The 26,168-nt window shown below is 64.7% G+C and carries 24 protein-coding genes and 1 riboswitch; of the genes, 16 read left to right on the top strand and 8 right to left on the bottom strand.

Translation table 11 applies throughout. The annotated features are described in order from the left end of the window. The first annotated feature begins 19 nt into the window (after positions 1–19). The 4 genes from lspA (at position 20) to FR728_RS01735 (ending at position 4,579) form a co-directional block, all read left to right on the top strand. Positions 20–556: a signal peptidase II gene (gene lspA, locus FR728_RS01750; RefSeq protein WP_149890941.1), complete on the top strand. Its 537-nt coding sequence runs from the start codon at positions 20–22 to the stop codon at positions 554–556. 126 nt (positions 557–682) lie between these two features. Next, the gene (locus FR728_RS01745; protein WP_149890940.1) at positions 683–1,372 is read left to right on the top strand and encodes a hypothetical protein; all 690 of its coding nucleotides are present in this window, start codon (positions 683–685) and stop codon (positions 1,370–1,372) included. A gap of 308 nt (positions 1,373–1,680) precedes the next feature. Beyond that, the gene (locus FR728_RS01740) at positions 1,681–3,156 is read left to right on the top strand and encodes a M16 family metallopeptidase (RefSeq protein WP_341872922.1); all 1,476 of its coding nucleotides are present in this window, start codon (positions 1,681–1,683) and stop codon (positions 3,154–3,156) included. A 76-nt stretch (positions 3,157–3,232) separates the two neighbouring features. Then, a complete protein-coding gene (locus FR728_RS01735; RefSeq protein ID WP_149890939.1) occupies positions 3,233–4,579 on the top strand; it encodes a M16 family metallopeptidase in 1,347 nt (448 codons plus the stop codon). 162 nt (positions 4,580–4,741) lie between these two features. Here the strand turns inward: FR728_RS01735 and FR728_RS01730 are convergent, their stop codons facing one another. Beyond that, positions 4,742–6,340 (bottom strand): EAL domain-containing protein, encoded by a 1,599-nt coding sequence (locus FR728_RS01730; protein WP_149890938.1) that lies wholly within the window; start codon positions 6,338–6,340, stop codon positions 4,742–4,744. A 584-nt stretch (positions 6,341–6,924) separates the two neighbouring features. On the opposite strand from FR728_RS01730, the gene FR728_RS01725 reads away from it, so the two are divergent. From FR728_RS01725 to FR728_RS01690, 8 genes are all read left to right on the top strand, one after another. Beyond that, entirely contained in the window at positions 6,925–7,635 is a 711-nt protein-coding gene (locus FR728_RS01725; protein WP_149890937.1) for a hypothetical protein, read from the top strand. A 162-nt stretch (positions 7,636–7,797) separates the two neighbouring features. After that, on the top strand, positions 7,798–9,327 hold the full coding sequence (locus tag FR728_RS01720) for a sigma-54 dependent transcriptional regulator (RefSeq protein WP_149890936.1): 1,530 nt from the start codon (positions 7,798–7,800) through the stop codon (positions 9,325–9,327). Between the two features lie 125 nt (positions 9,328–9,452). Then, positions 9,453–10,058 carry a hypothetical protein gene (locus FR728_RS01715; RefSeq protein ID WP_149890935.1) on the top strand — a complete coding sequence of 202 codons (606 nt, stop codon included), beginning with the start codon at positions 9,453–9,455 and terminating at the stop codon, positions 10,056–10,058. Positions 10,059–10,416: 358 nt separating this feature from the next. Continuing rightward, positions 10,417–10,704 (top strand): co-chaperone GroES, encoded by a 288-nt coding sequence (gene groES / locus FR728_RS01710; RefSeq protein WP_149890934.1) that lies wholly within the window; start codon positions 10,417–10,419, stop codon positions 10,702–10,704. A gap of 56 nt (positions 10,705–10,760) precedes the next feature. After that, positions 10,761–12,398: a chaperonin GroEL gene (gene groL / locus FR728_RS01705; protein WP_149890933.1), complete on the top strand. Its 1,638-nt coding sequence runs from the start codon at positions 10,761–10,763 to the stop codon at positions 12,396–12,398. 487 nt (positions 12,399–12,885) lie between these two features. Beyond that, positions 12,886–13,227 (top strand): hypothetical protein, encoded by a 342-nt coding sequence (locus FR728_RS01700; RefSeq protein ID WP_149890932.1) that lies wholly within the window; start codon positions 12,886–12,888, stop codon positions 13,225–13,227. A gap of 75 nt (positions 13,228–13,302) precedes the next feature. Next, positions 13,303–13,512, top strand: a complete 210-nt coding sequence (locus FR728_RS01695) for a SlyX family protein (protein ID WP_208998614.1) — start codon at positions 13,303–13,305, stop codon at positions 13,510–13,512. Between the two features lie 95 nt (positions 13,513–13,607). Continuing rightward, positions 13,608–13,728, top strand: a riboswitch (SAM-I-IV-variant riboswitch). A gap of 44 nt (positions 13,729–13,772) precedes the next feature. Further along, complete coding sequence (locus tag FR728_RS01690) at positions 13,773–14,099, top strand: hypothetical protein (RefSeq protein WP_149890930.1); 327 nt, start codon at positions 13,773–13,775, stop codon at positions 14,097–14,099. 9 nt (positions 14,100–14,108) lie between these two features. Here FR728_RS01690 and FR728_RS01685 read toward each other — a convergent pair whose 3' ends face one another. The 5 genes from FR728_RS01685 to FR728_RS01665 form a co-directional block, all read right to left on the bottom strand. Further along, positions 14,109–14,462, bottom strand: coding sequence for an acyl-CoA thioesterase (locus FR728_RS01685; RefSeq protein WP_377175313.1), 354 nt, complete (start codon positions 14,460–14,462; stop codon positions 14,109–14,111). 132 nt (positions 14,463–14,594) lie between these two features. Further along, positions 14,595–15,284 (bottom strand): Crp/Fnr family transcriptional regulator, encoded by a 690-nt coding sequence (locus tag FR728_RS01680; protein WP_149890928.1) that lies wholly within the window; start codon positions 15,282–15,284, stop codon positions 14,595–14,597. Between the two features lie 268 nt (positions 15,285–15,552). Further along, positions 15,553–16,350, bottom strand: a complete 798-nt coding sequence (locus FR728_RS01675) for a ChbG/HpnK family deacetylase (protein WP_149890927.1) — start codon at positions 16,348–16,350, stop codon at positions 15,553–15,555. 86 nt (positions 16,351–16,436) lie between these two features. Further along, positions 16,437–17,936 (bottom strand): ArnT family glycosyltransferase, encoded by a 1,500-nt coding sequence (locus tag FR728_RS01670; protein ID WP_149892141.1) that lies wholly within the window; start codon positions 17,934–17,936, stop codon positions 16,437–16,439. A gap of 61 nt (positions 17,937–17,997) precedes the next feature. After that, positions 17,998–19,173 carry a glycosyltransferase family 2 protein gene (locus FR728_RS01665; RefSeq protein ID WP_149890926.1) on the bottom strand — a complete coding sequence of 392 codons (1,176 nt, stop codon included), beginning with the start codon at positions 19,171–19,173 and terminating at the stop codon, positions 17,998–18,000. A gap of 385 nt (positions 19,174–19,558) precedes the next feature. Here FR728_RS01665 and hisS point away from each other — a divergent pair, with 385 nt between their 5' ends. Genes hisS through hisG form a run of 3 tightly spaced genes read left to right on the top strand, consistent with a single transcriptional unit; the run spans position 19,559 to position 23,188 of the window. Beyond that, positions 19,559–21,034 carry a histidine--tRNA ligase gene (hisS, locus tag FR728_RS01660; RefSeq protein ID WP_149890925.1) on the top strand — a complete coding sequence of 492 codons (1,476 nt, stop codon included), beginning with the start codon at positions 19,559–19,561 and terminating at the stop codon, positions 21,032–21,034. Between the two features lies 1 nt (position 21,035). Beyond that, positions 21,036–22,211, top strand: coding sequence for an ATP phosphoribosyltransferase regulatory subunit (locus FR728_RS01655; protein ID WP_149890924.1), 1,176 nt, complete (start codon positions 21,036–21,038; stop codon positions 22,209–22,211). Then, positions 22,208–23,188, top strand: coding sequence for an ATP phosphoribosyltransferase (hisG, locus tag FR728_RS01650; RefSeq protein WP_149890923.1), 981 nt, complete (start codon positions 22,208–22,210; stop codon positions 23,186–23,188). Before FR728_RS01655 ends, hisG begins: the two co-directional genes overlap by 4 nt. Positions 23,189–23,414: 226 nt before the next feature. On the opposite strand, the gene FR728_RS01645 is transcribed toward hisG, so the two are convergent. Together FR728_RS01645 and FR728_RS01640 are read right to left on the bottom strand one after the other, a co-directional pair. Continuing rightward, positions 23,415–24,080 carry a DNA-3-methyladenine glycosylase I gene (locus FR728_RS01645; RefSeq protein ID WP_149890922.1) on the bottom strand — a complete coding sequence of 222 codons (666 nt, stop codon included), beginning with the start codon at positions 24,078–24,080 and terminating at the stop codon, positions 23,415–23,417. A gap of 152 nt (positions 24,081–24,232) precedes the next feature. After that, positions 24,233–24,985 carry a protein phosphatase CheZ gene (locus FR728_RS01640; RefSeq protein WP_149890921.1) on the bottom strand — a complete coding sequence of 251 codons (753 nt, stop codon included), beginning with the start codon at positions 24,983–24,985 and terminating at the stop codon, positions 24,233–24,235. Positions 24,986–25,334: 349 nt separating this feature from the next. Between FR728_RS01640 and FR728_RS01635 the strand changes: the two genes are divergently transcribed. Continuing rightward, positions 25,335–26,063, top strand: coding sequence for a DUF2927 domain-containing protein (locus FR728_RS01635; protein ID WP_149890920.1), 729 nt, complete (start codon positions 25,335–25,337; stop codon positions 26,061–26,063). Positions 26,064–26,168: the final 105 nt, after the last annotated feature.

Raw genomic sequence — 26,168 nt, 5'->3', positions numbered from 1 at the left:
TGGCAACAGGATGACCCCGATGAGCGATCCCACTTCCTCCACCCGGCCGAGCGCCTCGCGCGGCTGGGTGTGGTCGGCCTCGAGCCCCCGGGTTCTGGTCATCGCCGTGCTCGGCCTGATCCTCGATCAGGCCAGCAAGCTCTGGGTGCTCTTCGGTCTGGATCTGGGAGAGCTCGGCCGAATCGCCCTGCTCCCCGTCCTCGACATCGTGCTGGTCTGGAACCGCGGCATTTCCTACGGTCTCTTCCAGCAGGACAGCGACCTGGGCCGCTGGGCGCTCGCGATCTTCACGATCGGGGCTTCCATCGGCATCTGGGTCTGGAGCGTCCGGAGCCGGGACCCGCTGGTTCTGGTGAGCCTTGCCCTCATTCTGGGCGGGGCGATCGGCAACGGGATCGACCGCTTCGTCCATGGCGCTGTCGTTGATTTCGTTCACTTCCACGTGGGCAGCTTCTCCTGGTACGTCTTCAATCTGGCGGATGTCTGGATCGTTGCCGGGGTGCTCGGTCTCCTGTATGACAGTCTCAAGCGCGGTCCTAATTCAGCCGCAAAATGAAGATCTATGGTTCCTGAGAACCGCCCTCTTCAGCCGTGCCTTTTCTGGCCGCGGGTGGCCGGAGGAAAAGACAACGGGATTTCCAGGGTGCAGCGGACGATGATGAGCGTGTTTCGACGGGCAGGAATGATTGTGGTCGCAGGCCTCGCGCTTGCAGCATGCCAGGCCGCGGACGGAACGAGCCAGGCGCCGGATACGGCTCTCGTCAACTCCATCATGAGCGGTCTGGGCGCCGTGGATCCCCATGCCAAGCAGATCGAGTACAAGCCGCGCGCGCCGCTGGCCATGCCGGCCGATGCGAGCAAGCTGCCGCCACCTGAAACCGCCGTTGCCGGAACCGCTTCTCCCGACTGGCCGGCCAACCAGCAGAATGCGTCGCTGGAAAAGGTCCGCGCCATCTATGCGGAAAAGGATCCGCTTCAGCGCAACAAGCTCGGCACCCAGCTGTCGCCGGAACAGATGCGCGGCATCAACGTGATCACCGATCGCGAACGGGACGTGGCGGCCGAAAACCGGGATGCGGACATCATCTCCGGCGGTCTGCTGACCAATGAAGAGCAGAAGTCCATCAACGCCAACGCGCTTGATGCGGCGAGCCAGGTCTCTGATGGCCAAAACACCCGCAAGAAGCTGGCCGTGCGCAAGTATCTGACCGAACCTCCGGTCGAGTACTCCGTGCCCGCCGCCAATGCACCTCTGCCGGAGACGGTCGCGACGGAGACGAAGCCGACCAATTTCGACACCTACAGCGCCAAGCCGCTCGACATGCGCTGCCTGGAGGAAAAGGGTGGCAACGGCGACGACTGCCGCCGCTGACAGTGCTTTGACCTCAGGCCCTGACGTTTTCGAAACCCGGCTCCCGCGAGCCGGGTTTTTTCTTGTCACCTTTCGCGATGGTCCCAAGCATTGGCCCCAGCGCTATCCCCAGTCCTATGAGAGAGCGATCACCCGCAGGACACGAAGAATTCGCTGCGAAAGATTGACCCGGACCTTGTCTCGCCACGAACATGACCGAACTTTAATGGGATTTCGGAGAGGAGGACGGATAGCTTTCCTCACGATCCGCCGAAGGCACGGCGCGCCGGTTGCGCGCGGCCCCGGTCCATCCAAGAAGGAGAATTACCGTGCAGCCTGCCTCATCGAGGACCCGCTTCCTGCCCGGCCCGCGCCGCACCCGCTACGGGTTGCTGGCCGCCCTTGTCTGCTCCACCCTGCTGGTGCCCGCGCCGCTCATGGCCGCGGGTGCTGCGCCGACCGCAAATCCCGCGGCAGCCGCCGAGGTCGAGGCCGACGTGTTCGCGCCCAATCTCAGCCATTTCACGCTGACCAACGGCATGGAAGTCGTCGTGATCCCCGATCACCGCGCGCCGGTTGTCACCCACATGGTCTGGTACAAGGTCGGCAGCGCCGATGAGCCGGAAGGACAGTCGGGGGTCGCCCACTTCCTAGAGCACCTGATGTTCAAGGGCACGACCGCCCATCCGGACGGCGAGTTCTCCAAGACCGTGGCGGAGCTGGGGGGCGAGGAAAACGCCTTCACCACCACCGACTACACCGCCTATTTCCAGCGCGTGGCCAAGGAACATCTTCCGCTGATGATGGCCTTCGAGGCCGACCGGATGGAAAACCTCATCCTCACCGACGAAGTGGTGAAGCCGGAGCGGGATGTGGTTCTGGAAGAACGCCGCATGCGGGTGGACAGCGAACCGTCCTCGCGCCTGCGCGAAGCCCTCACCTCGATCCTCTTCGTGAACCATCCCTATGGCTCGCCGGTGATCGGCTGGCAGAGCGAGATCGAAGCCCTGAACGAGGACTCCGCGATCGCCTTCTATGACCGGTTCTACACGCCCAACAACGCGGTGCTGGTGATTGCCGGTGACGTGGAGGCCGACGAGGTCAAGGCGCTGGCCGAGGAGACCTATGGCAAGGTGGCCCGCCGGGCCGAACCGGGAGCGCGCGTGCGCCCGGCCGAACCGCCGCTGGCCGGCGAACGGCGCATCAGCATGGCCGACCCGCGCGTGACCCAGGAAACCGTCAGCTACTCCTATCTGGTCCCCAGCGATGCCACCGGCACGGACGGAGAGCCGGAAGCCCTCGAACTGCTCGCCTATATCCTCGGCGGCGGACCGACCAGTCGCCTGCACAAGGCCGGCGTGCTGGAGCAGCGCATCGCCACGGCCGCCGGGGCCTATTACCAGAGCGGCAGCCTGGACATGGGACAGTTCGGCTTCTACGCCGCACCGACCCCGGGCCATGACCTCGACGAAATGGAAAAGCTGATCCGGGCCGAACTCGCCCGGGTGCTGAAGGATGGGGTGAGCGAAGAGGAAGTCGCCAAGGCGACGAAGTCCATGATCGCGGAAGCCGTGTTCGCCCAGGACAGCCAGCAGGCGCTGGCCCGCATCTTCGGCAGCGCCCTGACCACCGGCAAGACGGTTGAGGACGTGCAGACCTGGCCGCAGCGCATGAAGAAGGTCACCCCGGAACAGGTGCAGGCCGTGGCCCGCAAGTATCTCTCCGGCGATCCGGTGGTGGGGCTGCTGACCCGACCCAAGCCCGAGGACACTGCCGCTGCAACCGCCCCCGAAAAGCAGGGTTGAGCGCGTGCGTCACCTGATCAAGTTCACGGCCCCCGCGCCGCTTTCCCTTTCTTCTGACAGAGCGAGGAGCCTTTCCATGTCTGTCGCGCGTCTTCTCAAGCCCGTCGTGACCGGTCTCGGTCTGCTCGGTCTTGCCCTCACCTCCGCCCAAGCGGTCGAAATCCAGAAAGTCACCAGCCCGGGTGGCATCGAGGCCTGGCTGGTCGAGGACCACACGGTGCCGCTGGTCGCCATGAACTTCGCCTTCAAGGGCGGGGCGACGCAGGATCCGGAGGGCAAGCAAGGCCTGACCCGTCTGCTCGCCGCCACGCTGGACGAGGGCGCCGGCGATCTGACCTCCGAAGAGTTCCAGGCCCGTCTGGAAGAACAGTCCATCTCGCTCAGCTTCGACACGGGCAAGGACTATTTCTACGGCACCCTGCGCACCCTCACCGCCACGCGGGACGAGGCCTTCGACCTGACGGCGCTGGCCCTGACCCAGCCGCGATTCGACGCGGCGCCGGTCGACCGGATGAAAACACAGTTCCTCACCGGCATCCGCCGCTCCAAGCAGGACCCGCAGGACATCGCCAGCGAGCTTCTCTACAAGAGCCTTCTGGGCGAGCACCCCTACACCTGGCAGACCGAGGGCACCGAAGAGAGCATGGCGGCGCTGACGGCTGACGATCTGCGCGCCCAGTTCAAGCGGGTCATCGGCCGCGATACGCTGATGATCGGCGTGGTGGGCGACATTGATGCCGAGACCCTGGCGAGTGCCCTGGACAAGACCTTCGGCGCGCTGCCGGCCACGTCGCAGCTCGATGCGGTGGCATCCCTGGAGTTCACGCCCGGCGAGACCGTCACCGGTCTGCTCGATGTGCCCCAGACCCAGATCTTCTTCGCCCTGCCCGGCATCACCCGGGAGGATCCGGACTATCAGGCCGCCTATGTGATGAACCACATCCTCGGCGGCGGGTCCTTCACCTCCTGGCTTTATGAGGAAGTGCGCGAAAAGCGCGGCCTGACCTATGGCATCGGCACCTCTCTGGCGCCCTATGATGCGGGCGGAATGCTCGTCGGCTCCGTTGCGACCCGGGCGGATCGCGCAGGCGAGACCGTCGAGGTGATCCGCGAGCAACTGCGCCGCATGGCCGAAGAGGGCCCGAGCGAAGAAGAACTCGTCAGCGCCAAGAAGTATCTGACCGGCTCCTATGCGCTGCGGTTCGATACCTCGGCCAAGATCGCGGCCCAGCTGGTCGCGCTGCAGAACTCCAAGCTCGGCATCGATTATTTCGACCGCCGCAACGGCGAGATCGAGGCGGTGACCCTGGATGACGTGAAGCGAGTCGCCAAGCGGCTGCTGGGTGCCTCGGCCCCGACCTTCGCCGCCGTGGGCCCGGAAGCCTCGGTCGAGGCGGTGCGCAAGGCTGCCAGCGGCGGCTGAGACCGCCACGCTCTCTCAATTGAAGCGAGCATGGAAAAGGCCGCCGGTGTCACACGACGCCGGCGACCCTTGCATTTGCTGTACCCGGGTTCAAACCGGATCAGGCTCAAACTTAGTACGGGGTCCTGAACCGTGAAAAGGCGGAGCGTTGTCGCGAACGGCTTACTGCGCGGCCTGGGCCCTGTCGGACTGGCGGGAGGGACCACGCCCGGGTGCGGCCGGTGCGGGCGCCGGGGCCCCTTGCAGCACTTCGGCACGAACCGGACGGGCGGGCGAGAAGAGATTGCCCTGGGCCAGGCCCACATCCAGATCCAGCAGCTCCAGAACCTGGGATTCGGTTTCCACATGGTTCGGGATAAGCGTGATGCCGTAGCGGTGCAGCAGGTCGCCGAAGTCGGACGGGTGGATGTGCCCGTGATTGGCCTGACGGCGGCCGATCAGATAGTCGCAGTGCAGCTTGGCATACTTGAACCCGCGCTGAGCGAGGGCCTTGAAGTCCATCTTCATGTCGGTGATGCCATCGACGGAGAAGCGGAAGCCGAGCTCGGACAGGGCGCTCAGGCTTTCCAGCTCCATCACGCCCATCTGGTTCACGTCCTGCTGGCTGAACTCGAAGACCAGCACCTCGGAGAAGGTGCGGTTTGCCTTCACGAACTCCAGGAAGCCCGGGAAGAAGGTTTCGTCGATCAGGGACAGGGACGAGAGATTGCAGAACAGGGCCGTGTTGCGGCTGCGCGATGTCAGGCGGCGGATGACCTGTATGGAGCGGAAGAGCAGCAGGTTGTCGATGCGGGCAATGCGGCCGGAGCGGATCGCCTCCGGCATGAAGACGGCAGCCTCGATCAGCTGGCCCTCGCTGTCGCGCAGGCGGGTGTAGGCCTCGTAGTATTTCACCTGGCGCTGCGGCAGGGTGACGATCGGCTGGAGATGCAACTCGACGCGGTTGTTGTTCAGGGCCGCGTTGATGATCTCGCGCATGGCCGGATCACCGCCACCATTGCCGCCGCCAGGCTGCCCCTGAGGCGGATAGACCGTCTGCTGGCCGCGAGATCTGGGAGCCGCATAGGGATCCACATAGTCGTCCCGGGGCGCGGGCTGCGGCGCCGGAGCGGAGCGTGGCGGCTCGGGCTGGACGTAGCCGGAGGACCATTCCTGGCGCACCGTCTCGCGCTGCCCGTCATGGGGCGCCATGGCCTGAGGCATGGAGGGGGGCACCGGACGGGCATCCGCATGGACATGAGACCCCGGTGCCATGGCGGACTGGGGTGCCGAAAGTTGGGGCGCCATTCCCTGGTCATAGGTCATGGACGGGCGCGCGCCATAGGACGGCAATGCCGGCTGCGGCGCATGGGGAAGCTGGCCCTGTTCCTCGACCCGGGTTTCCAGATCGGACATGGCCTCAGCCATCTGCTTGACCAGCGTTCCCAGCACCTCGACTTCGGCAAAGAGCGGATCGATCTCCTGACGGGTCCGGTGGGGGATCGTGCTTTCCATGCCGGTCAGCCGACCCTCGAGATTGCCCACATCCTCGTCGATCTCGGCGATCCGGTCCTCGAGGCGGTCGACCACCTCGCCAAGGGCACCCCGATCGCGGGAGCGGGTGAAGAGAACATGCAGCAGGATCATCGTGCACATGATCGCCAGCGACAGCGACACTGCCTCACCGACCGGTCGCCCCAACTGGAAGACGAGAATGGTCGCGGCCGAGGCAGATATCACGGCCATGCAAATCACGATGAAGATGGTCGCGGTGCGCCCCATGATCGCGCGTGCTCTCTTACTCGAATCACAAATCCAGCGTTAATCATGCCTTAATCTTTTTGTCCTTCCGAGCCCCTGCTCCGGCAGCAACGGAGAAAAGCGGGACTTGTCCCCCGATTAGCCCCAAGCTCCCTGCCCTCACCTGACAGGCTTGCGCAGTCCTGCATCGTCGCCCCTGTCGGTTCTGGCAAGTTTACCGGCGTGCGCTCCCCCCTCTTTTCTTCATCGCTTTTTTTACGTAACGTTAAGCATGCCCGGATTTGGGGCGTGCATGCTCCAGCCACGCTCGGGAGGCAGAGATCGTGGAAAGGCAGGAAACGGTCGACAGGAACAGATCACGGCTCACCCGATGGGGCAGCGCCCTGAAGAAACTCGGGCACGCAGATATATCGAACGAGACCAGCGGCGCGACTGGTCACCCCATTGGGGACGTCGCCGGGGTCGAAAGCAATCCCGGCATTCGCGCACCGCGCCCGCCAGATGCCGCGATCGGACTTCCCGCCACGGAGCGCACTCCTGCCCCACGCCAATCCCTCCCCGCTCAGGAGCATAGCCCCATACCGGAGCCGGCTTCTGCGACGCCCGTGCTGAGTGCTTCCACAAGTCAGGATGACACCCCGTCGACCGATGACATTCGCAATGCGCTCGTCGCCGTGCTGCAAAGCGAGGTCTTTGCCCCCGTCGGCCAGTTGCGGGCCTTTCTTGCATATGTGGTACGCGCCGTACTGGAGAATCGGGAGCAGGAGCTGAAGGGCTACACGATTGCCGTGGAGGCGCTGGGGCGAGACGAAAGCTTCGACCCGAACACCAACCCGATCGTCCGGGTGGAGGCTGCCCGGCTGCGGCGCAGGCTGGCCCTCTACTACGACGACCAGGGCGCGGACGATCCGGTGCGCATCCTCATTCCGAAGGGATCCTACGTGCCTGTTTTCCGGTTTTCCGAAGAGGGACACCGCGACGGGGCGCCGACCCGGCGGCCTTCTGCCATGACCTGGAGCGGGCTCATGCCGGGCGGAGCGCTCACCGCCCCGCTGCCGGCGTCGATTCCTGGGGACGTCCGTTCCCTGTCGGCGTCCCGCGCCCTGTCTGCCCTCTCCGGACTTGCGGAGCTCGCCGCACAGGGAGCGACAGCCTATGCCCCTGCGCTTCCGCGCCAAAGCGCCAGACCCGTTGCCACGGTGTCCTGTCTGGGGGCGCGGGTCTATTCGGAAACCTCGCTGATGCTGGCGATCCTGGGTTGCCTTGTTGCGCTGTGCCTCGCCTTCTTCGCCGGCTATCTGGCCGGACAGATCTGAGGATCCCTGCTGATTGCTGCAAGCCGGGGTCGGCCTTGCCGGGAATTGCACTCGCAATTTTCAACAAGGACAACGCTTTGTTTACCCTGATACGCGAATGTGTCTGAGCGGGCGCAATCTGGTGCCCGTGTCGCAGCACTCGTGAGAAGGGGACGCCCAGAAATGGGAAGTAATGGGGGCATGGCCAAGCCGGTAACAGTGCGTGTTCTGGATTCATCTGCGTCGGAAGGCGCCCGGACGGCAGCCGTCTGCGCCAAGCTGGCCGTCGCCTGCGACGAGCCGACCCTCTACACCGACGCCACCAACTGCCTCAACGAACTGTCCCGCATCAACACCGATGTCCTGATCGTGGATCTGGAGAGCATCGGTGGCGAAGATGCCCTCGAGACCTTTGCGGTTCGCTGCCCTTCCTCCGTCATCGTGGCCGTCTCGGCGCAGGGGTCGATCTCGCGGGCCGTGAGTGCCATGCGGTGCGGGGCACATGACTTCCTGACCAAGCCCTTTTCCCTCGACGCCCTCGCCTCCAAGATCACATTCCAGCTCGAACAGCGCCGTCCCCAGACGATCCGCGATGCGGCCATGGTCTCTGGCGCGCAGCACGGTGGAACCACCACCCCTCAGGGCTCGGCCCGCCTCGACACCCAGGCCCACCCGGCCGCCCAGTCCTCAATCCTGAGCAGCGGCCTTCAGTCTCCCCGGGGCCTCGAACAGCTCATCGGCGCCTCGACCAGCATGCGCGAGGTCTATGACAAGATCCGCCGCATGGCCCCCTCCCAGGCACCGGTCTTCATCACCGGCGAATCCGGAACCGGCAAGGAGCTGTGCGCGACCGCGCTGCACGCCCAGTCCGACCGGCGCAAGGCCCCCTTCATCGCCCTCAACTGCGCGGCCATCCCGCGGGATCTGATCGAAAGCGAGATCTTCGGCCACGTGCGCGGCGCCTTCACCGGCGCCTCCGACACCCGGATCGGGGCGGCGGAACAGGCCGACGGCGGCACCCTGTTCCTCGACGAAATCGGCGAGATGGATCTTCTGCTGCAGAGCAAGCTCCTGCGCTTCCTGCAGACCGGCAGCTTCCAGCGCCTCGGCGAAACCGTGACGCGCAAGGTGGATGCCCGTATCATCTGCGCCACCAACCGGAACCCGCTGGAAGAGATTTCGGCCGGCCGCTTCCGCGAAGATCTCTATTACCGGCTGCATGTGCTGCCGATCCCGCTGCCGCCCTTGCGCGACCGGCGGGAAGACATCCTGCTTCTGGCCGAGACCTTCCTGCACCGTTACTCCCGTGAGGAAGGCCGCTCGTTCAAGGGGTTCGATGCGGACGCCGAAGCCGCGCTGATCGCCTACAACTGGCCCGGCAACGTGCGTCAGCTGGAAAACACCATCCGGCAGATCGTCGTGATGAACGAAGGTCTGGCCATCACCCACGCCATGCTGCCGCTGCTCATCCGCGACCCCGCCCGCCGGCAGACCCCGTCTTCCGTGGTCGACCTGCACCGGGAAAAGTCGCGTGCGGCCAGCGTCGCCCGGCCCTTCGGCAGCATCGAGCCGCTCTGGGCGCAGGAACGGCGGATCATCGAAACCGCCCTGGACGCCTTCGACGGCAACATCGCCATGGCGGCCGCCGCCCTCGAGATCAGCCCCTCGACCATCTATCGCAAGAAGCAGTCCTGGATGGCCCGCGGCGCCTGAGCCGCGCGGCGTTTACCAGTTCGCGCCTCTTTTCCGCCATGTTTCTTGTGCGGTTTCCGCGAAGAGTTTATATCCTCTTCTGATGTCAGGGGATTTTCCTCCCCTGCGACAGGGAGGTTCCTGGAATGCATCGAGATCCGGTGTCCTCGACCCGCAACAGGGTCCTGTGCGCGACCGTCGCGGCACTGATGCTGTGCGGCAATGGTCCGGCCCTCTCCCAGTCCTCATCCCCGACACAGACCCCGGCGCTCTCCGCCGACCTGCCGCTTCCCGAGGCGCTTGCCACGGCGCGCGAGACGCTGGACCAGGCCTGGGACGCCGCGCCGATCACTCTCGCGCGGGCCCTCTTCATCGACGGCAGCTCCGCCGGCTTCGGCCTCTTCACCGCGCGCGAGACCGCAGTGTTCGCCGCCGGTAAGCCGCTGCATGTCTATCTCGAGCCGGTGGCCTATGGCTTCCAGACGACCGAAGGCATGACCGGCTACCGGATGGACGTGAGCTACCGTCTGCTCACGCCGGGCGGTCAGGTTCTTGCCAGCCAGGACGGGTTCGCGACGATCACCGGATCTGCCCGGAGCCGGAAGCGGGAGGTCTCCGCCTCGCTGCGCTTTGCCTTCGAAGGGCTGCCTGCGGGTGAGTTTCGTCTCGAGCTGACGGTTACCGACCGGATGGACGCATCCGCCGGCACGGCCACGGTCACTCTGCCCTTCTCGGTCGTGAAGGGCGGCTAGGCAGGGTCACATCCCTGTCTCATTTGACTGCGAGTATGCTTTGGTGAAACTGCCGAACCGGCCGGTTGGAATGCCAGGTCAGCACGTTCTTCCGGAAGCCCTGCCGGGCACTCCCGGGACTGTGCGGCGCAACAACGATTGAGCCTCAAATCGGTTCCCCGCGCAGGGCAAAATTTTCCCCTCCGAACATTGACAAAGCCTGCCCCGCCTCCTATCTCGAATGGCGTGATTAGCACTCGCCAAGTGGGAGTGCTAACACACCGAGGAAGAGGCATCTTCCCGGTTTTCCGATAACCCTGATCATCATGCCCGCACGCTGCCTGAAGGTGGGGGCGTGCACCATGAGAGGAAACACAACATGGCATTTCGTCCGCTGCACGATCGTGTCGTTGTCCGTCGCGTTGAGTCTGAAGCAAAGACCGCTGGCGGCATCATCATTCCGGACACCGCAAAGGAAAAGCCGCAGGAAGGCGAAATCGTCGCCGTCGGCACCGGTGCCCGCAAGGACAATGGCGAGCTGATCCCGCTTGATGTCAAGGCAGGCGACCGCGTCCTGTTCGGCAAGTGGTCCGGCACCGAAGTGAAGATCAACGGTGAAGACCTGCTGATCATGAAGGAATCCGACATCATGGGCGTGATCGCGTAAATCCGCGAACCGCTTTTGATTTCCGTTTGAATTCCAGCAAGAAGTGAGACGATCACATGGCTGCTAAAGAAGTTAAGTTTTCGACCGAAGCCCGCGACAAGATGCTGCGCGGCGTGGACATCCTCGCCAACGCCGTCAAGGTGACCCTCGGCCCGAAGGGTCGTAACGTCGTCCTCGACAAGTCCTTCGGCGCTCCGCGCATCACCAAGGACGGTGTCTCCGTCGCCAAGGAAATCGAACTCGAAGACAAGTTCGAAAACATGGGCGCACAGATGGTCAAGGAAGTTGCTTCCAAGACCAACGACATCGCTGGTGACGGCACCACCACCGCGACGGTTCTGGCTCAGGCCATCGTCAAGGAAGGCGCCAAGGCCGTTGCTGCCGGCATGAACCCGATGGACCTGAAGCGCGGCGTCGACATGGCCGCTGCCGAAGCCGTCAAGGCTCTGATCGCTGCCTCCAAGACCATCACCACCTCTGAAGAAGTGGCTCAGGTCGGCACCATCTCCGCCAACGGCGACGAGCAGGTCGGTAAGGACATTGCCGAAGCCATGCAGCGCGTCGGCAACGAAGGCGTCATCACCGTCGAAGAAGCCAAGTCCCTCGAGACCGAACTCGAAGTCGTCGAAGGCATGCAGTTCGACCGTGGCTACCTGTCCCCGTACTTCGTGACCAACGCCGAAAAGATGCAGGCCGAGCTGGACAAGCCGTACATCCTGCTCTTCGAAAAGAAGCTCTCCAACCTGCAGGCCATGCTGCCGATCCTGGAAGCCGTTGTTCAGTCCTCCCGTCCGCTGCTCATCATCGCAGAAGACGTTGAAGGCGAAGCCCTGGCAACCCTGGTCGTCAACAAGCTGCGTGGCGGCCTGAAGATCGCTGCCGTCAAGGCTCCGGGCTTCGGCGATCGCCGCAAGGCCATGCTGGAAGACATCGCCGTCCTGACCGGCGGCACCGTCATTTCCGAAGACCTGGGCATCAAGCTCGAGAACGTGACCCTCGACATGCTCGGCACCGCCGACAAGGTTTCCATCACCAAGGAAACCACCACCATCGTTGATGGTGCCGGCGAGAAGTCCGACATCGAAGGCCGCGTCGCTCAGATCAAGGCTCAGATCGAAGAAACCACTTCCGATTACGACCGCGAGAAGCTGCAGGAACGTCTTGCCAAGCTCGCTGGCGGCGTGGCCGTGATCCGCGTTGGCGGTGCGACCGAAATCGAAGTGAAGGAAAAGAAGGACCGCATCGACGACGCGCTGAACGCAACCCGCGCAGCCGTTGAAGAAGGCATCGTCCCGGGTGGCGGCACCGCCCTGCTGCGCGCCAAGAAGGCCGTCGAAGCCCTGGCTTCCGACAACGCCGACATCGCAGCCGGCATCAAGATCGTCCTGCGCGCCCTGGAAGCTCCGATCCGTCAGATCGCAACCAACGCTGGCGTCGAAGGCTCCATCGTTGTTGGCAAGATCCTGGAAAATGACGACACCTCGTTCGGCTTCAACGCCCAGACCGAGAAGTTCGTCAACATGATCGAAGCCGGCATCATCGACCCGACCAAGGTTGTGCGTACCGCTCTGCAGGACGCTGCTTCCGTCGCTGGTCTGCTGATCACCACCGAAGCCATGGTTGGCGAAGTTGCCAAGAAGGACTCCGGCATGCCGGCTCCGGACATGGGTGGCATGGGCGGCATGGGCTTCTAAGCCCATAAAGCCGACCATCAACTTAAAGCTGAACCCGCTACGGCGGGTTCAGTGGCGGCATGGGCTTCTAAGCCCATAAAGCCGACCATCAACTTAAAGCTGAACCCGCTACGGCGGGTTCAGTGGCGGCATGGGCTTCAAGCAAGCCCAAACGCTCAAAGCTCAAGCTTTGCGGAAAGGGCGGCCTTCGGGCCGCCTTTTTTGCTTGTCAGGCACCGCTTGGAGCATAGCCCCAAAGGCCTCCCAACTCGATGCTCGGGACAAGCCCGAGCATGGCGGAGCGAGAAAGTGCCACACGGGACGCACCGAGGCGATGCGGCCCCTCACTCCCCTCAAAGATGCCGCTTGCCTCAGAAAACAGGCTCGCATGGCTTGCAAGGAACGCCGGGTTTTCCTATTCGGGACAGGCCTACCCTTACGGCGTCTCGCAGCGGCAGAACTCCATTTTCCTGGCCGGCCGGCGCCTCTCATCTCTGGAAAGACAAGCATGTTTCTGATCTGGCGAGGCTGGGGCCTCCTCCTGCCGCTGGGTGTCTGCCTCGGCGGCATTCTCGGACTGTTCCTCTATGCACTGGTCGAGGGGTCCGTCCCCGGTGATCTGGCACCGGCCATCGTGGCGGTCGGCTGCAGCCTCGGGGCCTATGGCGCCCTGCGCATCTGCCAGCGCACGGACAAGGGTCGCCTGGTGGTCGACAAGAAGACCGGCGAGGAAATCCTGATGGTGCGCGGCGACAGCATCTTCTTCATTCCCGTACGGTTCTGGTTCTATCTCGTCGTTCTGGCCACCGTCGCCCTGTTCGTCATGGGCCTGGCCAAGCTGGTCGGCTGACGGCATCCCCTCTTCAGGTTGGGCGGCGAAGGTGATATCAAGCGCCGATTGCCGCCCCCCATCTGGAGAATGTCCTTGAGCGACCACGAAGCCCGCATCGAAAAACTCGAGATCGACCTGGCCCATGCCAATCACACGATCGACGAGCTCAACGACGTGGTGATCGAGCAGGGAAAGCAGATCCATCGGCTGACCCGCAAGCTCGCGGAGATGACAGACCAGATGGAAGAGCTGATCGAGAACGCCCTCCCCGGCCACCAGGTCGACAAGCCGCCGCACTACTGATCCGCCCCGCCGACCGCGCGCGAGGCCACAGACCTGCCCTGCGGCTACCGCATGGGCAGCCTCTTGCCAAGCAAACGCACCCGTGGCATAAGCGCGCCAGACATCAAGAGAAGGGCTGGCGCCCTCGCCAACCTGCCTGATCGGGCAAGGTGGTTCCCGCCGGGGATGTGGTCGTGCACCGTCAGTGACGGTCAGCCGACAACAAATCGGTCGAATTTTCCAAAGCGCCAGTCCTCCTCGGGCAACCGATGGAGGATTTCATGTCAAAGCACCCGTTCCACGGGTCGACCCTGTTGCGTGTATCGACGGAGGCCGACTTGCGTCACCTGATCCCGGACACCCTGCTTCCCGCTGTCGAGGCAGACGGTCTTTCCCTCGAAGTCGCGGCCGAGGCCTGTGTGCTGGACCGCCTCAAGGCCGGGCGCCTGCTGCGCCGGCTGCCGCTGCATCTGCCGCCCCTGTCGGATGCGGAGCGGGCGCAGCGCCTGAGGGATCAGCTCGCCTATTGGCGCAGCGGCTGCTCGCGGGTCATCGACGAGGGACTGGCCGCGGACATCGTCCGCCGCCATCGTCTCGCGGCGGCCTGATCGCTCCGGTCAGGCTTCGTCCTCGCGAACGGGGACAGGCCGGGGTCGACCATCATCATCGACCGCCACCATGGTGAAGGTCGCCTGGGTCACCTTTTCCCGGACCTTCTGGAGATAGCGCAGGGCCCAGGCCTCCAGATGCATTTCCATGGAGGACGTGCCGATCCGGCCGATGCGGCTGTAAATGCACATGATGTCGCCCACGTGGACGGGACGGATGAACTTCATCTTGTCCACGGCGACGGTCACCACACGACCCTCCGCCCGCTGGCTCGCGGCAATGCCCCCCGCCAGATCCATCTGGGACAGAACCCAGCCGCCGAAGATGTCCCCCGCGGCATTCGTGTCACCCGGCATAGCCATGGTACGCAGGGTCAGGTCACCGGTCGGTGCTTCATCGGAACTGTCGGGCGTGTCGGTCACGAGGGCTATCCTTCATGAAATGTCGAGAGGGGAGACCGGCGACATAGTGGGAAACGCCAGGCAGCGCTACCCTCAGAGGGTCGCTGCCTTGGTCAGAATCTCAGGTTTTTCAATGCAATAATATCCGGAAATGCGCGTGACCGTGCCCGCCCGCTTCCAGTCGTTGAGCACGCGGCTGACGTTTTCGCGCGCTGCCCCCGCCATGTTGGCGATGTCCGCCTGGCTGAGCTTGTAATGGATGAGCACACGCCCGTCATCGAGGGGCTTGCCGAAAGTCTCGGCCAGCTGGAGCAGGGTCTGGGCCACACGGCCGGGCAGCGGCAGGAAGGAGCGTGCGGCCAGAACGTCATTGGCCTGGCGCAGACGCTGGCCGACGATGGACAGCATGTGGCGATAGACCGCCGGATTGGCGTCGGAGAAGCGCTCGAAAGCCTGTTTCTCGATGAACGCAAGCTGCGTCGCCTTCAGTGCGGTGACCGTGGCAGAACGCGGCCGGCCATCGAGGAGTGCCAGCTCGCCTACCAGATGACCGGGGCCAAGCACGGCCAGAAGCTGCTCGTCCCCCTCGACAGAGAGGATCGAGACCTTCAGCGAACCGTCGATCACCGCATAGCAGCCGTTGCCCGGATCGCCGGCGTCAAAGAGAATGGCCCCCGCGCCGATCTTCATCGGCCGTGCCAGACAGGCCAGCCCTGCCACCAGATCCGCAGAGAGCCCTTCCAGCGAGAAGCTGTTCTGAAGGAAGTCCTTGATTTCCGCCACGTCGCCTGTCCTGTTTTCCGGTTCCGCGCACGCCGCCATCTTGGCCGCAGAACACGGGAAGCGCCGACCTGTGACGCCCGTCACAGTGCGGACATCAGACTAGCGCCAGATTGTTTCGTGAGGAAGGGGACATGCCGCGTCTCCTTCCCGGGCCCTCGGGCCGGCCTCCCGGGCCAGACGGTTCCGCACCCCCGCCGGAACCGTCTCCCGCCGGGAGGTTTCCTGCGTCCTGCCCCTTCCAGCTCCGACCCCGGCTTGCGATGCTCGATCAGGTGAGAAACACCTCACGATCATCGAGAAGCTGAAAGAACCGGTCGCTTGCCAGCACCTTGCGCTGGAGGTCCCTCAGCGCTAGTTTTTCGACCGGCTCGGCGCGGCGCAGCCGGTCATCCGGTTCGCCGGCAAGGGTCGCGACGAAGGTGTCGTCACTCATGGGGTCGAAGTGATGCCGGAGCTGACGAAAGAGCCGCTCCTCCTCGCCGATCTCGGGAACCGGTGCGCCCCAGTCGAGCACCGGGAAGCCGCGCGCCTCCGCCCTCCTGCGAAACTTGCGCGCCGCCCGCGCGCCGTCGGCCGGGCCCACCAGCGCCGGAAGCACTGGCAGCTCGAACCCCTCGACAGCCTCCAGCACCAGGCGCTGGATCTCGCCATAGGACATCAGGCCCTCGCGCACGGCGATGAAGTCGGGCCAGAACCCCAGCCGGTCATGGAAGGCGCTCAGCTGGGCGCCGATTTCCTGGTGGATGATCTCGTCGGGAAGAAGCCGCAGGACCGCCTGCCGCTCGAGCCGCGCGCGCGAGGGAAAGCGCCCGTGGAAGGCCTCGCGCATGCGCTCTCCGAGCGGTGCCGTCACATCACCGCTCAAGGCGAGCGAGAGCCCGACCAGCATCCGGGAGCCACCCGACTGAACCAGATCATGCAGGGGCTTCCATTCCCGCGGCCACAGATCCCCGCCGACGAGACAGCCGACTGCGCTCAGCCGCCCCTGAGCAAGGAGATCGCGCAGGGTGCGGTCGATGCCAAAGGCCAGACCATAATCGAGAGAACCGAGGATAATCTTCTTCATGAAAGGGCGTTCGGGAAAATTCGCGAAATTTCCCCTATCCCTGCGTCATATCCAGTGCAATTGCAAGGCGGCTTGTCCCGCCGGGTCTACTCCGGCTGTGTCATCTCAACGGGGTCGAGCACCGGCCCGAGGGGATCCGCCAGCCGGTAGACGCGCATGCGCTCCAGCTCGACGCCCTTCACCTGACGCGGAAAATCGTCCACCAGCTCGACCTCGGCGAAGCGCTCGCGCAGCAGCCCGGCGTTGTCCCGCCGGTTGGTGGTGACATAGAGCCCGGTACCGGCCAGCACCGACGGGTCGGGCGCCGGGCCCATGACATAGCGGATGCGTTCGTTCATCTGGGCGACCGGAAGGCGGTCGTGCAGCAGATAGTCGAGCTGACCGGTCAGGGCGTAGGAGGTGGTCAGCACATAGGCCGCACCGGCCTTCTCCGCCTGGGCCTTGATTTCCGCGCCGACTTCCGGCCAGCCACGCAGCTGGAAGGTCGGGTCCTTGCGGGCGAAGGCTCCGGTCAGGGGATGCACCGCATGCACCTGCACGAGACCGGTGACCGCCAGCCCGAGCGCCACCGCCACGGCGCCGAAGCGCGCGCGCCCGCGCTGACCCTGAGCCACCCAGACGGCGGCGATGAGGGCAAGGGCGGGGAAGAGCGGCGCCGGCCAGTTGGCCTGAACCCGCGCATGAAGGCTGTGATAGAGAAGATAGACAAGGAACGGCAGGCTGGTGAGCAGAAGCAGGCTTGCCAGCGGATCCCGCCGGCCGGCCTTGCGCAGCAGCGCCCAAGATCCCGCCCCGGCCGCAACCGCGATCAGCGGATTGAGCAGACCGATGAAGCCGCCAAGGAACTCACCCACGTACTTGGCGGTCAGTGTGCCCCGCCCTGCCCTGCCGAACTGCTTGTAGAAGCTCACCCACTCATGGGCGTGGTTCCACACGAGCACCGGCGCAAAGAGCAGCAGCGCCAGCGCGCCCCCGGCCCAGAGTTGCCAGCAGGCCAGCCAGCGCCGGTTTTCGGGCACCCAGAGCAGCCAGAGCACGATGCCGGCGCCGAGAAAAAGAACGGAATATTTGGACGCGAGGCCCAGACCCGCGAAGACCCCGACCGCCAGCCACCAGACGGCATTGCGAGAGACGGAGAGCTCCGTCAGGGCCCAGAAGGCAAGGCCCCAGAAGAGCACCGAGGGCGCATCCGGGGTGGCCAGAATGCCGCCAATCCCGACCAGCAGGCTGGCATTGAGGAAGAGCACGGACCAACCGGCAGCGCGCGGCCCGGCCATCAGGAAGGCGCTGCGCCAGAGCGCCAGCGACCCGACCACGGAAGACAGGATGACGAACAGGCGCACGGCCAGCACCGTGTCACCCAGAAGCCACTGACCCGCATGGATCCACCAGGCGATCATCGGCGGGTGGTCATAGTAGCCGAGTGCCGGGTTGAGGCCCCAGAGCCGGTAATAGGCCTCGTCCTCGACGAAATGGGCGTTTGTCCCGGACCAGAGCTTGAGCAGGGTCAGCGCCAGCACGACCAGCGCGAGACCTGCCGGACGCAAGAGAAGCGGCAGGTCGCCCGGCCGCTCCGCTGAAATCATCGATGTCCTGTCGTCAGACACGGGTGCCCCTTTGTGCTGGCCTCTGATCCTGCCGCGCGGTTCAGGCCTTCTTCCAGGTCAGGGCGGAGCTCGCCGCATAGTTCCACACTGCGCCCATGATGGCGCCTGCGGTGCCTGCAAGCCACCAGTATTCCGGCTCGGCATAGACCAGATCCGCGACGCCCACATTGGCCAGCACGCCGACGCTGCAGACCGCGTAGAAGGTCACCAGCCCGACGATCGCGCGGACGCCGGTGAGGCGCCGGTCGCGGTAGGTCAGCTGGTTGTTGAGGAAGAAGTTGGAGGTCATGGCGACGAAGGAAGCCGCCGTCTGGGCCCAGTTGAACTCCATCGCGCCCATTACAAGGAAGAGACGCAGGGCAACAAGGTGCACCACCAGACCGCTGGCGCCGACCAGACCGAACATCAGGAAGCGGACGGAGACCACATCACCGAAATATTTCGCCAGCAGCAGGCCGAAATAGTCGAGGGTCACCAGGGTGTCGAGCTTGCTCTCGCCATGCTGGCGCTGACGGAAGGTGAAGGGCAGTTCCTTGATCCGCAGCGCGCCCTTGGCGCTGGAGACGATGTCGAGCAGGATCTTGAAGCCTTGCGCGGAGAGCTGGGGCGCCAGATCCTCGACCTTCTGGCGGCGGATCATGAAGAAGCCGCTCATCGGGTCGCTGAGCGACACATTCAGCAGCTTCTGGGCCAGACCATTGGCGATGTTGGAGCCCCAGGCGCGCACGCTGGACAGGCCCTCGCCGATGGTGCCGCCCTCGACCTTGCGGCTGGCCACAACCAGATCGGCCCGGTCGGCACGCAGTTCCTCAAGCATCTTCGGCAGCAGGCTTTCGTCATGCTGCAGGTCGGCGTCCATCACGGCCACGAAGTCGGCGGAGCTGGAGAGGATGCCCTCGACACAGGCGCCCGACAGGCCGCGACGGCCGATGCGGCGGATGACGCGGACCCGCGGATTGCCGCGGGCGATGGCCCGGCCGGTCTGGCTGGTGCCGTCCGGAGAATTGTCGTCGACGACGATGACTTCCCAGTCGATGCCCGCCAGCGTCTTTTCCAGCAGATCGACCATGAGCGGCACGTTCTGCGCTTCGTTGAAGGTCGGCAGGACGATGCTCAGCTCCGGTCCCGTGGTCACAGGGCGAGGGGAAGGGGTGCCCGTCGCGGAACCGGTATCGGGCGACGTGATCCGGGCCTGGTCGTCTACCGCGTGATCCATTGAAACTGTCCAGTGCTGGGGCTTTCGGCGCTCGCGAGCGGATCGGAGCAGCCTGGCCGGTCAAAAAAGTGGGCGGACCATACTCCGACACCCGGTGAATGCAAGCGAAACCGCCGGAACATCCCGTCGCGCAGCGGCGAGAACGGTCCGGACGGCCGGTTCGCAGGCAGCGACGGAGACATGCACGCCGATCGCCGGAGAAGGTCGGTTTCCTTATGCCTGACAGTCCTTACTTTTCCGTATGGCTGGCAGAAACCGCGAAGGGTTGCGGAAGGCTTGCCTTGCCCTGAAATGGCGTTTCGTCTAGGACAGCCGGAACACACCGGCGCTTGCTCCGACCACGGATCCGCCGGCCAGACATTCTTCGCCGGGACTTCAGAACGCCATGTCCAAAAAGCCGAACAAACTCAAGGCGCGCCTGCCGCGCGGGTTCGTTGACCGCTCTGCCGCCGACATCCGTGCCACGGATGAGATGATCGCCAGGATCAAGGAGGTCTACGAACGCTACGGCTTCGATCCGGTCGAGACTCCGGCCTTCGAATATACGGACTGCCTCGGCAAGTTCCTGCCCGACACGGACCGGCCGAACGCCGGCGTCTTCTCCGTGCAGGACGATGACGAGCAGTGGATGAGCCTGCGCTATGACCTGACCGCGCCGCTGGCCCGGCACGTGGCAGAGAACATCAACGAGATCCAGCTGCCCTACCGCACCTATCGCGCCGGCTGGGTGTTCCGCAACGAAAAGCCGGGGCCGGGGCGCTTCCGCCAGTTCATGCAGTTCGACGCGGACACGGTGGGCGCGCCCGGCGTCCAGACCGACGCCGAAATGTGCATGATGATGGCCGATGCCATGGAGGCCCTCGGCCTGCAGCGTGGCCAGTATGTGATCCGCGTCAACAACCGCAAGGTTCTCGACGGGGTTCTGGACGCCATCGGCCTTGGCGGTGACGAGAACGCGGAGCGCCGGCTGACCGTGCTGCGCGCCATCGACAAGCTGGACAAGTTCGGCACCGAGGGCGTGCGCCTGCTTCTGGGCGAAGGCCGCAAGGACGAGAGCGGCGACTTCACCAAGGGCGCTGAACTCGACGCCGCAGCCATCGACCAGATCGTCGGCTTTGTCGGCGGCACCGCCCAGATCGACAACGAAGGTCAGGCCGAGCTCGACCAGATGCAGGCGATCTTCGATGCCTGCGGCTATGGCGCGGACCGGGTGAAGATCGATCCTTCCGTGGTGCGCGGCCTCGAATATTACACCGGCCCTGTCTATGAGGCCGAGCTGCTCTTCGACGTGACGAACGAGAAGGGCGAAGTCGTCCAGTTCGGCTCCGTCGGTGGCGGCGGGCGCTATGACGGGCTGGTGAAGCGCTTCACCGGCCGCGACGTGCCGGCGACCGGTTTCTCCATCGGCGTTTCCCGCCTGATGACCGCGCTGAAGAACCTGGGCAAGCTGGGTCAGACCGAGGTCGTCGCCCCGGTGCTCGTCACCGTCATGGACGGCGATGCGGAGGCTCTCGGCCGCTATCAGAAGATGGTGCAGGACCTGCGCGGTGCCGGCATTCGCGCCGAGATGTATCAGGGCAACTGGAAGAAGTTCGGCAACCAGCTGAAATATGCCGACCGCCGCGACTGCCCCATCGCCATCATCCAGGGCTCTGACGAGCGCGCCGCCGGCGAACTTCAGATCAAGGATCTGATCGAGGGCAAGCGCCTGTCGGAGGAAATCACCGACAACGTGACCTGGCGCGAAAGCCGCCCGGCCCAGATCACCGTGGCCGAGAATGCCCTGGTGGAGACCGTGCGCAAGCTCCTCGCCGATCAGGCAGAGGACCGCGCCCGCTCCGCCAATGCCGGAGCTGCCTGACATGATCGCAATCCCGCCCAAGAGCCCTGCCCTGTCGAAGACCCGGATCGCCGCGGCCCTGTCGCTGCTGGAAAAGGCAGGTCATACGCCGATCGAGCCGCCGGTTCTTCAGCCGGCCGACGTGTTCCTCGACCTCATCGGCGAGGACATCCGGCGCCGCCTGTTCCTGACCACCGGCCCTGACGGTGCGGACCTGTGCCTGCGACCGGACTTCACCATCCCCGTCTGCCGCCAGCATCTGGCGGACGGTGGCACGGCTCCGGCGGATTATGTCTATAACGGTCTGGTGTTCCGCCAGCGCGCAGACGGCACGGGAGAGATCCCGCAGCTCGGCGCCGAAAGCCTGGGCCGGGCCGATCTGGACGGGGCGGATGCGGACATGCTCGCCCTCTCCTCCTCGGTGCTGGCCACCCTCGGGGTCGAGGATCAGGACATCCGCATCGGGGACGAGACCCTCTTTGCGGCGGTTCTTTCGGGCCTCAACCTGCCGGCCGCCTGGCAGCGTCGCCTGCGCGGCCTCTTCGGCGAGGGCCAGAAGCTGACCGACGCCATCGCCCGCATGGCCGGAACCGGCCAGAGCGCCGGGGACGCCAGCCGCGACGAAAGCCGCGATGTGCGCTTCGGCTTCCTTTCCGCCCTGGAAGGGGTCGCCCCGGAAGCCGCCCATGCGGTGGTGGAGGATCTGCTGTCGATCGCCGGGATCTCGGCCGTAGGCGGACGCACGCCGAGCGAGATCGCCGACCGCTTCCTGGAACAGGCAGCCCTTGCCGGCGGCAACGGCACCAACGCCCAGGCAGCTGCGGTGCTGTCGCGCTATCTCGCCATCAACGGCCCGGCTGATCAGGCCCTCGATCAGCTGCGCCTCTTTGCGGCCGACAGCGGCATCGACCTGCAACTTCCGATCCAGACCTTCGCCGCACGGCTGAAGGCGCTGGAAGCCCGGGGCGTTGCGGCCTCGCAGCTGCATTTCGCCGCCGATTTCGGCCGCCGTCTGGACTATTACTCAGGCTTCGTCTTCGAGATCCACGCCCGCAGCGGCGCCGACGAAGGGCAGCTGGTGGGTGGTGGCCGCTATGACCGGCTGGTCACCCTGCTGGGCGCGGAGAGCGACGTTCCGGCCATCGGCTTCTCGGTCTGGCTCGACCGGGTTGCCAAGACTTGCGGAGAGGACGCATGAGCAAGCTCACGATCGCCATCCCCTCCAAGGGACGGCTTCAGGAAAACACCCACGCCTTCTTCGCCCGCTCCGGCCTGCGCGTAATGCAGCCGGGCGGTGCCCGCAACTATCGCGGCACGATTGCCGAGCTGCCGGATGTGGACATCGCGTTCCTCTCCGCCTCGGAAATCGCCCGCGAGCTCGCTGACGGGTCCGTGCATTTCGGCATTACCGGGCTGGATCTGGTGCATGAGAGCATCAGTGCCCCGGAGGATGCGATCCATCTGGTGACCCCGCTGGGCTTCGGATACGCAGATGTGGTCGTGGCCGTGCCCAAGGCATGGATCGACGTGGAGACCATGGCCGACCTCAATGACGTGGCCTCGGACTTCCGCAACCGGCATGGCAACCGCCTGCGGGTGGCGACGAAATACGTCAACCTGACCCGCGCCTTCTTTGCCCGTCACGGGCTGGCGGACTATCGCATCGTCGAAAGCGCCGGGGCGACCGAAGGGGCGCCAGCCGCAGGTTCGGCCGAGCTGATCGTCGACATCACCACCACCGGCTCCACGCTTCAGGCGAACAACCTGAAGATTCTCGGCGACGGGGTGATGCTGAAGAGCCAGGCTCATCTGGTGGCGTCGCGCCGGGCCGACTGGTCGGCGGGAGCGCTGAACATGGCGCGCGCCATCCTCGACAGGATCGCCGCGGAAGAAGAAGCCCGGGGCCTGCGCAAGATCCAGGCGAAGGTCGGCGACCGGCGCAAGGCGCTGGCGGAAGCCTATCGCTTCGGCGCAACCGCACCCTTCGGATCGGACGGCGCGGACAATTCGGTGCTGACCCTGCTGTGCCCCAAGGCCAAGGTCGCCGATTGCGCCAAGGCGCTGATCGGTCTGGGTTGCGCCGCGGTCACCGTGCAGGATCTGGAATATGTCTTCCGGGAAGACAACGCGCTCTACGCGCCCTTTGCCGAAAAGGTCGCCGGCGGCAAGGGCTGAGGGCCGCGCCACGAGGAATAAAAGAAGGGCCACCGGAGAGATCCGGTGGCCCTTTGAGTTCGAGGCAGGTGACTACCTCGGGCAAATGAACAGGAGGGGAGGAAGAGTTCCTGTTGTGATCATCATACGACAGGATGCGCGTCCGGATCTCATCAAGGCTCTTCACAGGGGTGTGAGAGGACCGCGATCCCGCTCCGGTCAGGGGTGACAAGGACCGATGGCCCGCTCAGCCGGGGGCTGCGGCCCGATCCTGAGGACGCACGAAACGCAGCCGGGCAGCATGGACGGGCGCGCGGCAGCAACAGCCGTCCAGGTGATCATTGACCATCCCCATGGACTGCATGAAGGCATAGACCGTGGTCGGGCCGACAAAGCTCCAGCCCCGCTTCTTCAGGGCCTTGGAGAGCGCCGTGCTTTCTGCCGTACTGCCGGGAATGGTGCCCTTGACCGGGGCCAGCTCCCGCTCCGGCGGCTCGAAGCTCCAGATGAAGGCGGCAAGGGAGCCAGCTTCCTGCTTCAGCTCAAGCACACGGCGGGCATTGTTGATCACCGAGAGGATCTTGCCGCGATGGCGCACGATGCCCGCATCGGCAAGACAGCGCGCGATGTCAGTGTCATCGAAACGGGCGACCTTCTCCGCCTCGAAATTGGCGAAGGCGGCGCGGAAGGCCTCACGCTTGCGCAGGATGGTGAGCCAGGACAGGCCGGACTGAAACCCTTCCAGGCAGAGCTTCTCGAAGAGGCGCCGGTCCTCATCGACAGGCCAGCCCCACTCCTCGTCGTGGTACCGCTGGTAATCTTCGAGACCGCCATGCCACCAGCAGCGTGCCTTGCCGTCGTCACCGAGGATCAGACCCTCGGGAAGGTCTGGTGCATTGCTCTGGTCCGACATTCATCGCCTCCCGGTGAGATTGTTCCCGTTTCGTTCTTGATGGCATGAATCACGGTCAGTGGCAAGGCGGCACGACGCGGAGGGAGGCGCAAACGAAACGAGCCGCCCCGAGGGACGGCTCGCGAATTCGGACGTCTCGGGCGAGACCGAGCTCAGGCAAAGAGCGCGTCGATGTCGTCCTGGCTGGCGACGTCCATGTCGGTGTCGAGAGACGGACCGTTGAGCAGCTTCGCATCGCCGAGCTTTTCGGCCCGCTGCTCGACCTCGACATCGCGGAAGCTCTCGATGCCGCCCCAGATGTCCATCATCTGGATGATGCGGTCCTCGATGAAACGCAGGGTGCCCACCACCTTGGTGATGCGCTGGCCGGTCAGATCCTGGAAGTTGCAGGCCTCGAAGATCTGGATCACCCGTTCCTGGATGTCATTGGCCAGATCCGCATCCTGGCCCTTGAGGCGGGCGGAAAGGGTGTTTGCGGTCTCGTCGATGAATTCGGCAGAGGACAGAATGGCTTCGGTCGCGCCTTCGGTGCCGGAGACGACGGCATCGAGTTCATTGGTGACACGGGTCATTTCCTCACCACGGGAGCCGGTGGTGTGGTGAAGGGTGGCGATTTCCTTCTTGGTCTGGTTGATCGCCTCATAGATGGCGTCGAGCTCGACCTTCAGCTTGGAGGCTTCATTCATCTCCTTGCGGAATTCCTGAAGGACGCTGTCGCTGACAGCCTTCGGGTCAACCTGAACCTGAGGCGTATCGGCGCGGGTCTGCTGGAACAGACGCTTCAGCTCGGCAATTTCCGACATCAGCTCCTGATGCCGGCGATCTTCGCCAATCCCCGGTTCGTCACCGTCGTACTGAACGCGCATCAAGCTCTCGGCGCGAAAGGACTTTCTCACAGCAACCATCTTGTCTCCGCCAACTCCCGGGAAACCGCACACCACACGTCCGCAGACCATAGGCGCGGAACCTTTAAGGAAATGTTTTTTCGGACGAAACGCCTGCATCCGGTCATTTGCGAACCCTGTCAGTCCCGACAAGGGGGATCATGAGCCAGCACGCGGCGTTCCAGGGTCACAGATTGCAGCTTCGATGCGGTGCGCCGACCGGTTCTCTTGCGACGTCAGGCGGCGCACGGCGCTCCGGCGGCTGGCATACCGCCTTGCGTTGGCCGCCCGGCGAAACTCCTCTAAGATGCTCTGAACGCTCCGGCATTGATTCCCCGTCCCCACCCCTTGCCCTGGTTCTGCCGATCCCATGTTGCGGTTGCCGCGTCTCTTCCTCCTGTCCCTGCTGCTGGCGTGCCTGGCGCCGGAGGCGTCTGCCCGGGCGCAGGAGGATCGTGTCTTCACCACAGAGGAGCTGATCGACGGGTTCAACAAGACCGTCTTCGGGCTGGAATACCGCAGCTGGAGCTGGCGCCCCTATCAGGTGAAGAAATACACCCGCCCCGTGCGCTTCTATGTGCACAATCCGGCGCGGATTGATCGGCGGCCCACCGTTCAGGCCTTCCTGCGCCAACTCGAGAGCAAGATCTCCGGCATCGAGGTGGAGCTGGCCGAGAGCCCAGAGAGCGCCAATTTCGAAATCTTCGTGGTGGATCGGGCGGACTATCTGACCACGGTACGCGAGCAGGTCTATCGCAAGGCCAGCGCGGATGCGCCGGGCCGCTGTCTGGTGCGGGTCGTCTCGGGGCGTGATGGCATCAAGCGCTCCACGTCGGTCATCGTCTCCGACGAGGGCGAGTTCATCTTCCGCCGCTGCATGGTGGAAGAGACGCTGCAGGGCCTCGGCCCCATGAATGACGACACCTCGCTGACCCATTCCGTCTTCAACGACGAATCCCGTCACAACCGCTTCACGGCCTTCGACCGGCTCCTTCTCAACATGCTCTATGATCCGCGCATCCGGCCGGGCATGAGCCGCAAGGACACGGATGCGCTGCTGCCGCTCATCCTGAGGGATCTGCGTGCGAGGCTGCCGTAGGGCTCTGGCGGGCCAGGCGGGGTTAACGTTGGCTTAACCGTGTTCCTCAACCTCGCGCTAACCATGGATTCACTTTGCAAACATGGTTATCCGTCGATTCACCAA

The organism is Roseibium aestuarii (assembly GCF_008477545.1).
Lineage (GTDB): Bacteria > Pseudomonadota > Alphaproteobacteria > Rhizobiales > Stappiaceae > Roseibium > Roseibium aestuarii.
This window is presented reverse-complemented; position numbering and strand designations above follow the sequence as displayed.

What these genes read in the sequence shown, in the direction of transcription:
- FR728_RS01665 (WP_149890926.1), bottom strand. Translation starts at nt 19,173, where the DNA reads ATGGATCACGCGGTAGACGACCAGGCCCGGATCACGTCGCCCGATACC.
- hisG (WP_149890923.1), top strand. Translation starts at nt 22,208, where the DNA reads ATGAGCAAGCTCACGATCGCCATCCCCTCCAAGGGACGGCTTCAGGAA.
- FR728_RS01635 (WP_149890920.1), top strand. Translation starts at nt 25,335, where the DNA reads ATGTTGCGGTTGCCGCGTCTCTTCCTCCTGTCCCTGCTGCTGGCGTGC.
- FR728_RS01675 (WP_149890927.1), bottom strand. Translation starts at nt 16,350, where the DNA reads ATGAAGAAGATTATCCTCGGTTCTCTCGATTATGGTCTGGCCTTTGGC.
- FR728_RS01640 (WP_149890921.1), bottom strand. Translation starts at nt 24,985, where the DNA reads ATGGTTGCTGTGAGAAAGTCCTTTCGCGCCGAGAGCTTGATGCGCGTT.
- lspA (WP_149890941.1), top strand. Translation starts at nt 20, where the DNA reads ATGAGCGATCCCACTTCCTCCACCCGGCCGAGCGCCTCGCGCGGCTGG.
- FR728_RS01735 (WP_149890939.1), top strand. Translation starts at nt 3,233, where the DNA reads ATGTCTGTCGCGCGTCTTCTCAAGCCCGTCGTGACCGGTCTCGGTCTG.
- FR728_RS01745 (WP_149890940.1), top strand. Translation starts at nt 683, where the DNA reads ATGATTGTGGTCGCAGGCCTCGCGCTTGCAGCATGCCAGGCCGCGGAC.
- FR728_RS01670 (WP_149892141.1), bottom strand. Translation starts at nt 17,936, where the DNA reads ATGATTTCAGCGGAGCGGCCGGGCGACCTGCCGCTTCTCTTGCGTCCG.
- hisS (WP_149890925.1), top strand. Translation starts at nt 19,559, where the DNA reads ATGTCCAAAAAGCCGAACAAACTCAAGGCGCGCCTGCCGCGCGGGTTC.
- FR728_RS01685 (WP_377175313.1), bottom strand. Translation starts at nt 14,462, where the DNA reads ATGGCTATGCCGGGTGACACGAATGCCGCGGGGGACATCTTCGGCGGC.
- FR728_RS01700 (WP_149890932.1), top strand. Translation starts at nt 12,886, where the DNA reads ATGTTTCTGATCTGGCGAGGCTGGGGCCTCCTCCTGCCGCTGGGTGTC.
- FR728_RS01690 (WP_149890930.1), top strand. Translation starts at nt 13,773, where the DNA reads ATGTCAAAGCACCCGTTCCACGGGTCGACCCTGTTGCGTGTATCGACG.
- FR728_RS01715 (WP_149890935.1), top strand. Translation starts at nt 9,453, where the DNA reads ATGCATCGAGATCCGGTGTCCTCGACCCGCAACAGGGTCCTGTGCGCG.
- FR728_RS01720 (WP_149890936.1), top strand. Translation starts at nt 7,798, where the DNA reads ATGGGAAGTAATGGGGGCATGGCCAAGCCGGTAACAGTGCGTGTTCTG.
- FR728_RS01730 (WP_149890938.1), bottom strand. Translation starts at nt 6,340, where the DNA reads ATGGGGCGCACCGCGACCATCTTCATCGTGATTTGCATGGCCGTGATA.
- FR728_RS01655 (WP_149890924.1), top strand. Translation starts at nt 21,036, where the DNA reads ATGATCGCAATCCCGCCCAAGAGCCCTGCCCTGTCGAAGACCCGGATC.
- groES (WP_149890934.1), top strand. Translation starts at nt 10,417, where the DNA reads ATGGCATTTCGTCCGCTGCACGATCGTGTCGTTGTCCGTCGCGTTGAG.
- groL (WP_149890933.1), top strand. Translation starts at nt 10,761, where the DNA reads ATGGCTGCTAAAGAAGTTAAGTTTTCGACCGAAGCCCGCGACAAGATG.
- FR728_RS01645 (WP_149890922.1), bottom strand. Translation starts at nt 24,080, where the DNA reads ATGTCGGACCAGAGCAATGCACCAGACCTTCCCGAGGGTCTGATCCTC.